Annotated in this window: 8 protein-coding genes and 1 pseudogene; 4 read left to right on the plus strand and 5 right to left on the minus strand. The window is 42.4% G+C overall.

Going from position 1 to position 14654, the window contains the following annotated elements; translation table 11 throughout:
• From B050_RS0112810 to B050_RS0112825, 3 genes are all read right to left on the minus strand, one after another.
• Positions 1–810 carry a polysaccharide biosynthesis/export family protein gene (locus tag B050_RS0112810; protein ID WP_018474327.1) on the minus strand — a complete coding sequence of 270 codons (810 nt, stop codon included), beginning with the start codon at positions 808–810 and terminating at the stop codon, positions 1–3.
• A 510-nt stretch (positions 811–1320) separates the two neighbouring features.
• A complete protein-coding gene (gene gap / locus B050_RS0112820; RefSeq protein ID WP_018474329.1) occupies positions 1321–2328 on the minus strand; it encodes a type I glyceraldehyde-3-phosphate dehydrogenase in 1008 nt (335 codons plus the stop codon).
• Between the two features lie 325 nt (positions 2329–2653).
• Positions 2654–4054, minus strand: coding sequence for an alpha/beta hydrolase family protein (locus tag B050_RS0112825; protein ID WP_018474330.1), 1401 nt, complete (start codon positions 4052–4054; stop codon positions 2654–2656).
• Between the two features lie 1359 nt (positions 4055–5413).
• On the opposite strand from B050_RS0112825, the gene B050_RS0112835 reads away from it, so the two are divergent.
• A complete protein-coding gene (locus tag B050_RS0112835) occupies positions 5414–5908 on the plus strand; it encodes a hypothetical protein (protein ID WP_018474333.1) in 495 nt (164 codons plus the stop codon).
• Between the two features lie 376 nt (positions 5909–6284).
• Here the strand turns inward: B050_RS0112835 and B050_RS23695 are convergent.
• A pseudogene (locus tag B050_RS23695) lies at positions 6285–6425 on the minus strand (alpha/beta hydrolase); the annotation flags it as partial.
• 755 nt (positions 6426–7180) lie between these two features.
• Between B050_RS23695 and B050_RS0112850 the strand changes: the two are divergent.
• Positions 7181–7417, plus strand: a complete 237-nt coding sequence (locus tag B050_RS0112850; protein WP_018474336.1) for a DUF3820 family protein — start codon at positions 7181–7183, stop codon at positions 7415–7417.
• On the opposite strand, the gene B050_RS22445 is transcribed toward B050_RS0112850, so the two are convergent.
• Positions 7402–8664 (minus strand): S8 family serine peptidase, encoded by a 1263-nt coding sequence (locus tag B050_RS22445; protein ID WP_018474337.1) that lies wholly within the window; start codon positions 8662–8664, stop codon positions 7402–7404. The genes B050_RS0112850 and B050_RS22445 overlap by 16 nt on opposite strands.
• Before the next feature lie 587 nt (positions 8665–9251).
• Between B050_RS22445 and B050_RS0112860 the strand changes: the two genes are divergently transcribed.
• Both B050_RS0112860 and B050_RS0112865 read left to right on the plus strand, forming a co-directional pair.
• The gene (locus tag B050_RS0112860; RefSeq protein WP_018474338.1) at positions 9252–12017 is read left to right on the plus strand and encodes a TonB-dependent receptor domain-containing protein; all 2766 of its coding nucleotides are present in this window, start codon (positions 9252–9254) and stop codon (positions 12015–12017) included.
• A gap of 335 nt (positions 12018–12352) precedes the next feature.
• Positions 12353–14647, plus strand: a complete 2295-nt coding sequence (locus B050_RS0112865; protein WP_018474339.1) for a TonB-dependent receptor — start codon at positions 12353–12355, stop codon at positions 14645–14647.
• Positions 14648–14654: the final 7 nt, after the last annotated feature.

Raw genomic sequence — 14654 nt, forward strand, 5'->3', positions numbered from 1 at the left:
TCAATTGGAAAGATTAATAATTAGCGCTACGGCGGTAATTGCCGAAAAAACCATGGCCAGAGTTTGAGCAGTATTTTCGCCGGTACCTAACTCCCGAACTTTCATAGGCTCCACATAAATCTGGTCATTGGGCTGAATAAAATAATAAGGTGACTGAATGATGCTCCTGTCATTCAGGTCAATTTTGTGTAATTTGGTGCCTTCCGGATACTGGCGAATAAGCATCACCTCATCCCGCTTGGCCACCACGGTCATATCTCCCGCATTAGCGATCGCCTCAAAAATCGTCATACGATCCTGTAAAACCACGTACTTTCCTGGCTTTCTGAATTCCCCGAAAGCCGTATAGCGGATCCCTCCCAGTTTGACACGAACATATAGCTCAGAAGTCACGTAATCACGCAGCTTATCCTCTATAGATAGCCGTGCTTCCTCCAAGGTCATATCCTGCACTTTGATCTGTCCCGCCATGGGGATACGAATGGTGCCATCCTTGTCCACGGTATAGCCGGTCATATAGTAGATATCTCCCCCACCCTGTCCCATGCTATTCCTCATGGACGAGTTGGAATCATCAGTGGTATTGAAGCCGTTTTTTACTAAATCCTCAGCTGTCAAAACCTTCACATCAATGATATCATTGAATTGAAGGCGGTATTCAGGGATATGATAACTCAAAAGTTTATCCTCCTCCAATGATTCATCTTCGGACTTATTCTGTAAATAAGTTACTTTTTCATTGGAAATACAAGAACTAAAAGCTATCAAAAAAATCAATACGAAAAACAAAAAAGATTTTTGGATATGCATTTTTCTATATTTAACATGTTACAAAATGTAATTTGGTGTAAATATATAAAACTTGTTTTCAATTAAGTTACCTAATATGTAAAAAATAAAAAAAATACCCAATTTGGGGTATAATATTCCTGATTTCCGATTTAACTGCGTGTAAATCGTATGGAATACCTAATAATATTAGTTCTAACTGGTAAACAATGCTTTCTAATCCAAAACATAAATTATATCAATATTCCCTACTTATATCCCCCAACCTAGACCGGGGACCGTAAAGAGTGTATTTAAAGGAGTTTAATTAGAAACTCGATATGGTTTTAGATCTTAATTAATTGCCTTCCCTATTCTCATCCATCCACCCTTAAGATAAAGGAGGAAGTCCAATTTCATTTTTATGGTATTATTTTATTTGCCGCCAGGCGGCAAAATCAAGTGGATTAATCACCCTTGGATGATGGCTAGGGAGCAAAAAAAAACCGATAAGTTGCCTTATCGGTTTTTAATATGGTTTAGACTAAGGAATTAGTCTTTTTTTGCAATATAAGTAAGAAGGTCAACTACCTTATTAGAGTAACCCCACTCGTTGTCATACCAAGACACCAATTTCACGAATTTATCGCTAAGTTGGATACCAGCACCTGCATCAAAGATGGAAGTTCTAGGATCACCGATGAAGTCATTAGAAACTACGGCATCTTCAGTGTATCCAAGGATACCTTTCAATTCGCCATCAGCAGCTTCCTTCATTTTTGCGCAGATTTCCTCATAAGTAGCGGCTTTCTTAAGTCTTACGGTAAGATCTACTACAGAAACATCTGGAGTAGGTACACGGAAGGCCATACCAGTCAGTTTGCCATTCAATTCAGGAATCACTTTACCCACAGCTTTAGCAGCTCCGGTAGAGGAAGGGATGATATTTTGTCCAGCACCACGTCCGCCTCTCCAGTCTTTCGCAGAAGGACCATCCACAGTTTTCTGTGTAGCAGTGGTAGCGTGTACCGTAGTCATCAGACCTTCTTCGATACCCCAGTTATCATTCACCACTTTGGCAAGTGGGGCAAGACAGTTGGTAGTACAAGAAGCGTTGGATACGAACTGCATATCAGAGGTATAAGAAGCCTCATTTACGCCCATTACGATCATAGGAGTGTCATCCTTAGAAGGTGCAGACATGATTACTTTCTTAGCGCCAGCGTCGATATGACCTTTTGCACTGTCTTTAGTCAGGAATAGACCAGTAGATTCCACGATGTATTCAGCACCGATATCAGACCACTTCAAGTCAGCTGGGTTACGCTCAGCAGTCACACGGATAGTGTCACCGTTTACGACCAACTGGCCATCTTTCACTTCCACTTCACCCTTGAAAATCCCGTGAGTAGAGTCATATTTCAGCATATATGCCATATAATCCACATCTACCAAGTCATTGATACCTACAATTTGGATATCATTTCTCTCTTGAGCAGCACGGAAAACCAATCGTCCAATTCTTCCGAATCCGTTAATTCCTACTTTAATCTTTGTCATGTGTAATTAAGGTTAATAGGTAAAATTATTTTTTATTATTGTCGCAGCTATTAAGACCACATCCTATCAACAATAGGATATATAAAGTGGTTCATCATCTAAAAAATCCCATCACCTCGTCTAGGTTGGTGATTTTTTGCTATGCCAAATTTATTGAATTATAATTTAGTAAAGAAATTAAGCCCATATTATTCTGAGGTAATGGTCACATTTCTGGCAACAAACTGATCATTTTTGAACCAAACAGCCTATTTTAATATGAAAACATCAATAAATTTGGCAATTACTGAGTTTTCTTCAACCGATTGCCCGATTTTTTTGGCTTTTAGAAAGCCAATATATAGTCAACCATCTGCTGCATCACTTCCTCACTAAAGGTTTCTTCCAGTATTCCATACTCTGATATACTGCCTGTTTCACTATGCTGAAAAAGGTGGTTAAGGCCTGGCACGATGATATGTCGGATGTTCTCCTTACCCCCTTCCAGGACGATTTTTTTCAGTGCCTCATTATTCACTTCCGCATTTACCTGTACATCCTTCTCTGCAAATATTGCTAAAACAGGAATACTGGTATTTTTGATCGCGGGGGTAGGGTCCATCCTGATGAATGCTCGAAACCAAGGGGACAGTATACCCTTGGTTTGTTGTCCCAGCTGAGCCTCTGTCAAACTAATACCTTCACTTTCCGCACGGCTTTTCAAAAGCGAGTACACTTCGGTGGTGATCACCTCTATATCATCATAATCGATGAATAATGTGTACATCTGCCTATTGAAGTCTTCAATGGATTCAATTTGCTCTTCAGACATTCCCTCCATGACCATAAGGTCACGCGTTTGCTGTAGCATCAAATCAATAATGGGCACCGTGGGACCAGCCAAGGAAATAGCAAAATCTCCAGCTTCATTAGTACCGGCCAGCATCCAGGCCAGCAATCCGCCTTCACTATGACCAATGATCCCTGTCTTATGGGGATCCACCTTTGGGGATTTTTCCAGCTGAGCCAAAGCTGCCGCAGCATCCTCTGCCAAGTCATAACTGGTCGCCGTACTGAAGTCGCCTTCCGACTGCCCCAAACCTCTTTCATCATAACTCAACACAGCAATGCCCTGTCTGGCAAAATAATCGGCGATAACCAAAAATGGCTTGTGGCCAAGAATATCCCCATCTCTGGTATGAGGACCAGAACCACTGACAAGAATCACAGCTGGAAAAGGACCCTCCCCAGGAGGGGTAGTCAGGGTGCCATGGAGGGTAATTCCTGCCTTATCATTAGTAAAACTATAGGTTTCACTATTATAAGGAAAAGGGCCTCTGGGCTCCTGAGGTTTTGCAAGGCTGGTTTCCTCATCCGCCTCCATTTTCTGTAGGACCAGAGGGGCTTCAAATCCAGCTTGCGTAAAGGTGCCCTGAATAGAATCGCCCATTAACAGCCCCTCATACTTCAGGCCCATCTGTGGGGATTCGATACTAAGCATGGGCTCAGCATAAAGGACTTTGCCTATTTTAATTCCCTTGGCATTTTGCTTTGGGCTATCCATCGTTCCCCGCCATTCCCCGTCCGATTGCTCCAGGTGGAATATTACGGGTAAGGTTTGTCCACTGACCTTCAGCTCCCCCTTCCATGCACCAGTCAGCGGACTGGTCTGGGCGAGGATATTAGAACACGTAAACAAGCCCATCAAAAGTATTACAATCAAATTCAGCGTAGTATAGGATCTCATAGGTATAGGTTAATCAAATAATTAATCCAACAATATATACTATTTCTATGGCTATATAATATTTAGGATAATAGTTTACTTACTAAAGCCTCCCTTCTAAGTAATCAACCCTTTAATCCCTACACTTCAGGCTAGGTGGGGGAAATAAAACAATCCTTTCTCTACCCCCACCCCCAAACCCCCTAAAGGGGGCTTACATACGCTGAGGCTTATAATTTATTTCTCCCAAATCAAGCATCAGGTTATTTTTATGGATATCAATTATCGGCTTTTTACGATCTTTTCTTTAGTCCCTCCCCTTAAGGGGAAGATAGGTGGGGTAAATAAAACAATCCTTTCCTACCCCCATACCCCCTAAAGGGGGCTTAGTAATGCAGAAACTTAAATTTTACTCCTCCCCAGAAGCAGCATCAGGTTAATTCTTATGGATATCAATCATCGACTATCTACGAGCTATTCTTTAGTCCCTCCCCTTCAGGGGGGGTAGGTGGGGTGAAAAAGACAATCCTTTCCTACCCCCAACCCCCTAAAGGGGGCTTACATACGCTGAGGCTTATAATTTACTTCTCCCAAATCCAGCATCAGGTTAATTCTTATGGATATCATTTATCGACTTTCTACGAGCTATTCTTTAGTCCCTCCCCTTAAGGGGAGGATAGGTGGGGTGAAAAAGACAAAGCTTATGCACTTACTCCTATCACCGAAAGCGATGAGTATTTGATGAATACTAAAGTCATGGAAGATATTTTGGAGGGAATTGCCCACCATAAGAAAGGCAATACGGTTAGGATTGATAAATCCGATTTTAAAGCACTTTTAGGTTGATGAGTTATTCGATAGAAATGACACCAAATGCATTAGAAGGAATTAAAAGACACAAGAAATCAGGCAACAAGCCATTGTTAAGGAAGAGTGAAAAGTTAATGAATGAACTTACAGAATATCCGGAAACTAGGACATGACAGCTAGTTAAAATATGAATTGTCTGGATATTGGTCCTGAAGGATAAACGGGGAACAGGGGATTGTATATGCCATGGAAGAAGAAAAAGTAGTGGTGACGGTAGTTTCTACTTTTGGACACTATTCTTGATTTGAAAACATGGGTTCGATTCCCGCATGGACTATGAACCGTGTCGATAAAAAGTTTGTATATTAGTTGCTAATGTGTTTATTAGGGTATTATTTAAACTTTAATATTTTAAGAAATCATTAAAGTAAAAATTTTAATTGCTCTTCTTTTTATTTCTTTTATCAGGGCATGTGTGGAAGATATAAAGGAATATGATGATCAAACTCAAGAAAAATATTTTATGGTGTTTCAGCGATAGAATCTGAGATTAATTCCATTGATGGATGGTTGTATAGTTCCAATGAAAAAGCTAGATACAACGACCTATTAAGTGATTATGATGTAAACGATTTATTTAAGGTAGTTGATAAAGAGTATGGTATGCAAATACTTACTATAGTCAACAAAACTGATGGGAATAAAACTTTATGTTTTTCATTGGTAAGCGATGGAAGCGTAATTACAAGCTTTTTCACAAATGCATATAAGGATAATGAAGATAATATTACCGTTGAAGTTTATGATTTGAGCAGTGGAAACGAGTTTTCGTTTACTGATTATGTAGATGGGACTAGAAAAGTTAATTATACAAGAGATGAGGCAAACCTAAGAACACTGGGATGGTGGAGCACTGCCGATGAGTGTGTAGGTAAATTCCATAACCTCACTAGATCTAATATTGCAAATATTGCCATAATTTCTGTTTTTGATACAGTTACTTTAGGGGGGTATACAATAGGTTCTATAGTTGTGTGTGCTGGGTATGCAACTGCAAGCCGATAATTTAGGTCATATTTAGACTTGTCTTATTATGAAAAAGCTATTTATATTTCATTTGATAACACTTGTTCCAATGGTAGTAATATTATCACTTTACATATACGAGGTAATATCTACAGGTGCTTTTGTAGGACTATTTGTAATATATGCCATGATCTACCGACCATTTTTTGATTATAAAAAATTAAAAGAGAAGAGACTTGTCACTAAAAGACAATTTTTAAGAACATTAGGGTTTATCAGGTTTAAATATTTTTCAGAGCTAATGCTAGAAAAATAATTTTTCGGATCAGACGTATCCTACGGTTGTTTAGAATATGTTATAGATCTGCCCTATACATGGCTGATCCTCATTTCGTAATCGTAATTTGGGTGTATTCCTCAACACAGCAATGCCCTGTCTGGCAAAATAATCGGCGATAACCAAAAATGGCTTGTGGCCAAGGATATCCCCATCCCTGGTATGAGGGCCAGAACCACTGATAAGAATCACAGCTGGAAAAGGACCCTCCCCAGGAGGGGTATTAGGTTTATTTTTATGGATATCAATTATCAACTTTCCACGATCTTTTCTTTAGTCCCTCCCCTTCAGGGGAGGATAGGTGGGGTGAGAAAAACAATCCTTGCTTACATACGCTGAGGATTATAATTTATTTCCCCCAAATCCAGCATCAGGTTATTCTTATGGATATCAATTATCAACTTTCTACGAGCTTTTCTTTAATCCCTCCCTTCAGGGGAGGATAGGTGGGGTAAATAAGACAATCCTTTCCTACCCCCAAACCCCCTAAAGGGGGCTTAGTAATGCAGAAACTTAAATTTTACTCCTCCCCAGAAGCAGTATTAGGTTATTCTTATGGTTAATATTCATCGACTATCTACGAGCTATTCTTTAGTCCCTCCCCTTCAGGGGGGGTAGGTTGGGTGAGAAAAACAATCCTTTCCTACCCCCAACCCCCTAAAGGGGGCTTACATACGCTGAGGCTTATAATTTACTTCTCCCAAATCCAGCATCAGGTTTATTCTTATGGTTATTAATCATCGACTTTCTAGGATCTTTTATTTAATCCCTCCCCTTCAGGGGAGGATAGGTGGGGTAAATAAAACAATCTTTTCCATGGATAGTAAAGTGAGGAGAAAAAACCATTTTTTAGAAAACCTAAGTGGATGAAAAATAATTGTTTAGCCACAAACCTTTAGGGGAAGGTTCATAAATTTGGCTTAAAAAAATAATGCCGAGGGGAAGGGTAAAGGATTTTTGCAATATCTTCGTTCATGCAAAAGGAAATACTGATAGACATAGTCACTAAAAGGATGCCCTTCGGGAAATATAAAGGTCAGCTGATCTGCGATATCCCCGAGCACTACCTGGTATGGCTCCATAAGCAGGGCTTTCCTGAAGGTAAGCTCGGCATGTGGCTCCACACCGTCTATGAAATAAGGCTCAATGGGCTGGATGATATCTTAAAGCAACTCAAAAAACAGTATGGCCTAAATCAGTCCAGGCACTGATGCACAGCTATTGGGTCACATTTGCCATCAGGATCATTAAGCACCATGCCACCTTTTGAAGGCCCACCCAGCAGAACTAAGCCTGCCACATGTGGCGCGGCCATCGAGGTACCTGAGCTGTATTGATAAACTTTATTTTTCCAGGTGGACAAAATCTCCACACCAGGAGCGCACCAGTCTATTGGTGGATTGCCATAATTTGAGAAATCAGCAAAGACATCATTTTCATCCATGGCTGATACCGTCATGATTCTCTTATGCGATGCCCGGGCGGGGGAAACATTGGATGCCTTACGGCTTTCATTGCCTGCGGCAATGGTGAAGTAGATACCGTTTTTAGCCATCTTAATCACGGCCTCATCCACGGTCAAATTGGCGGGGCTTGTGAAGCTTACATTGACCACATCTCCCTTACAGGCTACCTCGGCAATATGCTCTAAAGCTGCCAGAAAACCAGAAACGGTACCCTTTCCACTTGCATTAAAAATCTTGATGGGGACTACAGTCGCTCCGGCAGCCACTCCTACGACGCCCTTACCGTCCTGCTTGGCAGCTATCACCCCTGCCACATGCGTACCATGCCCATGATAATCCTCCATACTGGCTCCCTCCTTGCCCGAACTAAAGGCATTAAAACCTAGCTTTTCATTAATATTCAAATCAGGATGCCCAAGGCTGATGCCGGAGTCCACCACAAAAGCCACCTTATCTCCCTTATAACATACAGGACCACCCACTCGCTTCACTCCATAAGGAATCAAATCCCCCGAAAGTACACGCGCCAAAGGAGACAGGTTCTCTATCCCAGGGCTATCTTTCATCGCTATTATATTGTCAGGAAGGGAAATCTCATAATCCTCATCGATCTGCTGCACTTCTTTGCAGTCCAATAATAAGGCTTTCTCCTCCTCATTTAACCTGGCAGCAAAACCTATAAAATTATTTTTGAATATATAATCGATCCTAGAGCTGTCTATATCATAATCAGCCAATACTGAGCGACAGCGAGTTTCGGCATATTCTTGCCTGGCGGCAAAAGAATTTCCCTCACGTAATGAAAAATGCTCCTCCTCCATGATAATCACATAACTGCTCAAATCCTCCTCAGAAGAATGAAAATTCACCTCTTCCCCCTCCTCCAACTCAGGAGCGCTACCAAGGTCATCTGTGCAGGAAATGCTACATAAAAGGAGTCCTATTAGCTGAAAAAAAAGAACATAACTTCTCCAGTAATTCTTCGCACCCATAGTTTCTAGTTATTATAAAAGGAGTCTATTATTTTCAATTATGCGGCAAGTTAGTTATAAAGATTCCAGAAAATCTTAGAGCCTAAAGCAAAACCCCTCGCCGAAGCAATAAAGTTAAATATTATGTATATATAAGACTTTTTTATGTATATAAAAAATGAATCCCTTATTTTTATCGTCTCATCCCTGCTTCTGCGCAACTTGGTCAAAAAGACCTGCAATCACTGAAGTTTACGGTAAATTATACTTTACCGAATTGCCCTAACGATTGGTAAAATATATGCCTCCTCTCCTGCCTATGTGCTCGCAAAGGTATTAGTCAAGGATAGTTTCGGGGCTTAGGGCATTTCCCCTTTGACAAAGCGGTCATTTTATTAAGTTTTCCATAACATAGCAGGCTTTATATTATTAAATACAAAAAAATGCTTTAGAAAAATTTCAATTTCAACCAGCATTTCCCCCACTCACCTCAAATACGCCCCATTCATACAATAAAGTAAATATGGCAAAACCCTTTGGGTAATTTTGTAGTGTAATTAAGTACATAACACCAACTTACACTACCTATTTAGCTTATAATCAGACTTATGGATAAAATTTACTTATATACCATCATATTTCTACTGTCCAGCTTTCAGCTATCCGCCCAACAGATGCTGAACGGAAAGATTGTGGATGAAGAAAGCCAGGAAACCCTACCGGGAGCTTATATCTTCATCAAGAGCGAATCTGGTGAAACATTATTCAATGCTTATACCGATGAAAATGGGGCTTTTAAAGTTCAGAAGCCTGCGGTGGGCACCTTTGTGCTCGAGGCTAGTTTTATAGGTTACCAAACGACTCGCAAGACCTATTCCGATCTTAAGTCGAATAACCTTGGCAGTATCATCCTTATGCAGGATGCCACACAGCTACAGGAAATAGAGGTGACCGGACAGATAATGACCGGAGAGGTAAAAGGTGATACCGTTAGTTTCAATGCCAATGCTTATAAAACCCGCTCACAGGCAAGTGCTGGCGAGCTGGTACGAAAGATGCCAGGCGTAAGGATGACTGGTGGCACGATAGAAGTACAAGGTGAAACAGTCGGCAGAGTCCTTGTGGATGGGGAGCCTTTCTTCGGAGATGATCCCGCCATGGCCATGCAAAACCTACCTGTTGCGGTGATCGATAAAATAGAATTTCTAGACCAGAAAAGTGATCAGGCAAGGCTTACAGGCTTTGATGATGGCGAAACCATAAAAACCATCAATATCATCACCAAAAAGGAAACCAGAGGCGGGAAATTCGGACAGCTATTCGCCGGATACGGTACCGATGACAATTACCTCGTGGGAGGTGCCGTGCACTTCTTTGAAGGGGCACAGCGGATCTCCGTCATGGGCCTGAGCAATAATATCAATCAGCAAAATTTCTCAGCAGACGACCTCACAGGAGCCTTTGGCTCAGGTAATGACCGGGGATGGGGACGTCGTAGCAGTGATGACCTTACCGTACGAGAACTGCCGGGTATCACCAAAACCAACTCCATAGGAACCAACTTCACCGATAAATTTGACAATGGAAAGGCCAAATTCTCCGGAAATTACTTTTTCAACGACAGCCAGAATAGACTTCAGCGGACCTCAGAAAGAGATTATATCCTTCCCAGTGACAGCCTTCAGCTCTATGATGAAAACAGGAATGACGAGACTAACAGTCAGACCCACCGCCTCAATATGAAGCTGGAATACGATATCAGTGAGCGTCACGCTATCATCTGGAGACCAAGAGTGCAATATGAAAAAGGCACCTTCAGTGGCCTGCTGACCGGGAGAAATCTTTATGATAAACAAACACCTATCAGTGAAACTGCCAATGCCACCAAATCCTCTAATGAGGCGCTCCGAGTAGATAACGACTTTACCTATCGGTACAAATTCGGGAAAGTAGGTCGTACCATCAGTACCAGCATTGAGACGGGCTGGAGAGAAAATAATAGTGAAAGCAACCTGGTATCAGTCAATAGAAATTACCAGTCAAATAATATTGATAGCCTCATTCAGCGGACCCTATCCGATAATAGTAGCTTCCAATATGAGGTGGAAATCGAATATACCGAGCCTATTGGTGAAAAATCCCAGTTGAGATTAGAATACGAAATTGGCAATGATAAAAGTGCCAATATCCAGGAGGTAAGCCAAAGGGAAATGGAAAATCCTGTTTTCGAAATGGATAGCACCCTTAGTAATGAGTTTGACAATGGATATATGCGTCATGAAATGAGCTTAGGCTACCAGTATGCTGGAGACAAACTGCGGATCTATTCCTCCATGAACTATGAAATCGCCAACCTGGACAGTGATCGCTTATTTCCAGGATATGAAAATACCCAGCGGACTTTCAAAAACTTCATTCCCCGCCTATACCTAACCTATGAGCCAGACAAATCGACGAATATACGTATAGGCTATCGGGCGGATACTGATGCACCATCCGTGCGCCAGCTCCAGGATGTCATCGATAATAGCAACCCCCTGCAAATCTCCATGGGGAACCCTGCGCTGGAACAAGAATATAGCCATCGGTTCTTTGCGAGAGCACGGAAGATCAATCTGGAGAACTCTAAATCTTTCTTCATGTACCTTTCTGGTGGTTTGAGAGAAAACTTCATGGGAACCAGCACCTATATTGCAACGCAGGATACACTGATCCAAAATGACGTGCTGCTGCGCCAAGGTGGACAACTGACCCTACCAGTCAACCTTAATAATGCTTGGAATGCCAATACCAGTATTTCCTTTGGCTTCCCTCTCTCCTTTATGAAGAGTAACCTGAATCTCGACACTCGACTGAGCTATTCCAATCAGCCGGGATTGATCAATAACGAGCTCAATACCAATCATAATCTAGGCCTGGGCCAAGGTCTGAGCATCACCAGTAATGTTGGTGAAAAACTGGATTTCAATATTGGCACCAGTGCCAATTATAATATCGTGCGCTCCACGCTTCAGGAAGATCGGGACGCTAATTATTACTCCCAAAGCACCCGATTGGATCTATATTATAATTTCTGGAAGGGCTTTTTCTTCAGCACCAATGTCAATAATCAACTCTATATAGGTTTAGGAGAGGAATTTGATCAATCGATTTGGTTGATGAACGCAGACTTTGGCTACAGGGTCCCTCCTAGTGAAAATCTAGAATTTAAAGTAACGGTATTCGATCTGCTGAATCAAAACACTAGCATCAACAGAAATGTGACTGATGTATATATCGAAACCGTCCGTACCGATGTATTGCAGCAATTCTTTATGCTTACCATGACCTATAATATTCGAGCTTTCGGAGCAGCCGCTAAGCCGGAATATTAACTAATATTATTGGCTGTCCTTTCTCTCTGATCCGGATACGCCACATTCCTATCAGCCTATGAGCAGGCATTTCCTTCTTGCTCATAGGCTGATTTATTTTTTAGGGGAATGAGGAAAAGCAGTAATTGGAACAAAATAATGCCCGCTACTTATTTCGATTTAATGCTCGAAGAAGATTATTTTTTTGAAGGGGCCTGATGACTTTTCTGCGGACAAGGCCTGCACACCACCCCGCTCATGCAATAAATCCTTCAAAGATTGGACTTAAAATGAAACACTGTTGCAATAAGCAACGTTATTGCATTATATTTGTGTCTCAAAAGTAATTCTATCAAGTGAAAAACATCTTTTTGATTGGCCTACTAAGTCTTATAAGCAGTCTGACGTATGGCCAAGATGCATGTGAATATACAGTCCGTGGGAAGATCCTCGCGCAGGAAGGCAATACCCCATTGGAGGGCGTTTACATCTGGGTGGATGAGTTGGAGCGAGGCACGATCACCAATTCGAATGGGAATTTCACATTAGACAGGATCTGTGAAGGACATTACCAGATGAAGGTGGTCAGTCTGGGCTATGATAGTCTAATGGTCCCGCTGAATGTACACGGCGAGGTACACCTCACGCTAAAATTACAAGCCACCGAATACCAAATAGAAGGAGTGGAAATTTTAGGTCATAAAGATGCGGTAAACACCTTAAATAATATTAGTCATATTGGCAAAGAGAACCTTATCGCTAATCGCGGCAAGAGCCTTGGGGAAACCCTCAAGGACCTTCCGGGAGTGACGACCTTCAGTACCGGCGCCAATATCAGCAAGCCAGTAATTCATGGCATGCATAGCAACCGGATCATGATCCTCAACAATGAGGTCCGTCAGGAAGGCCAGCAATGGGGAAGTGAGCATGCTCCTGAGGTGGATCCCTATATGGCGGAGGACATCTCTGTGGTCAAAGGGGCCGAAACGGTTCGTTTTGGGCCAGAGGCTATGGGTGGTGTGATCATCGTCAGCCCCGCAAAACTCCCCTCCTCTGGAGGCCTCACGGGCTCCGCCTCTGCCATAGGGGCGAGTAATGGCTGGAATACCGGAGGATCAGTAAATCTGGAAACCGGCTTCAAAAAAATCCAGGGTTTGGGGGCACGTCTGCAGGTCTCAGGACGAAGAGGCGGCAATGTAAAATCACCCGAATATTACCAAGACAATACGGGCATGGAAGAACTCAACTTCTCCGGAGCTTTAGGCTATAATCGCAAAGACCTGGGGATGGAATTGTTCTATAGCCGATTTCAAAGTACCATCGGTATCTTGAGTGATTCTCATACCGGAAACTCCAGTGATCTGGAGGCATTGATAGAAAATGGACGCCCCTTTTCTGATCCGGGATTTTCATATAGTATCCAAAACCCTCGGCAGGAAGTGGTCCATCAATTGCTCAAAGCTAAAGGCCACTATCATCTAAAGAATGATGGTATCGTGAACTTGCAATATGCTTTTCAAAAAAATCACCGCCAGGAATATGATGTCCGCAGGGGTAGCCTCAATAATAGGGCAGCCCTGGACCTGGAGCTTTATACCAATACCTTGGACCTATCCTATGAGCATCCCTCTTACCAAAATTGGAATGGATCCCTTGGAATTAATATTTTCCAACAGGTAAATAATAATATCCCCGGCACCGGTGTGACCCCATTGATCCCCAACTATGACTTATTCAATGCGGGGGTATTTCTCATAGAAAAATATGTGAGTGGCCCGCTGGAGGTAGAAGGAGGCATGCGCTATGACTTCAGGTATGTGGACGCCGCACGCATAAGCAGCGACGGGGAACTGGATGAGCAGGACTTCACCTTCCAAAATCTCACCCTATTCTTAGGGGCTGCCTATAGCTTCAACAATCACTGGACTCTAAGCTCCAACCTAGGCTCTGCCTGGAGACCACCGAATATCAACGAGCAGTTTAGCCAGGGACTACACCATGGGGCTGCGGCAGTAGAGATAGGGAATCCGGACCTCATCAGCGAGCAGGCCCTGAAGTGGGTAAATACTATCAACTATACCGGCGATAAGCTTCAGCTGGAATGGACGGGCTATTTTCATCGAATCAACAATTATATTTACCTCAATCCAACAGGAGAAACCTATGTCTCCCTCAGAGGTACTTTCAACGTATTTGAGTACTTACAGACGGACGCAAACTTCTGGGGAATGGACCTCAGCAGTGCCTACCAGATCAGCCCAAAACTGGAAGGCTATGTCAGAGGAAGTATGATCAGGGCTAAGAATACCGTGGAGAATAATTTCCTGCCTTTCATTCCGGCGGATAAGCTGGAGGCTGGATTGACATATACCTTCGATAAAAACGGCGCCTCGCTGGATCTGTCTAACCAAACAGGATTTCATCAAGGTCGGGAGCCGGACTTTGACCTTGCGCCAGCACCTCCAGGCTATAATATATGGAATATTAGCTATGGCAGGGATATCATGGAAGGAAAGAATTCCGCCCTAAAAGCCTACCTCAGCATCAGCAATATTCTCAATACCGAATACAAGGATTATATGAATCGATTCAGGTATTTCAGTCACGAACCCGGGCGGAACATTGCCCTGAGAGTCAATTATGAATTTTAACTAATAA

It is taken from the genome of Echinicola pacifica DSM 19836, assembly GCF_000373245.1.
Classification (GTDB): Bacteria; Bacteroidota; Bacteroidia; order Cytophagales; family Cyclobacteriaceae; genus Echinicola; species Echinicola pacifica.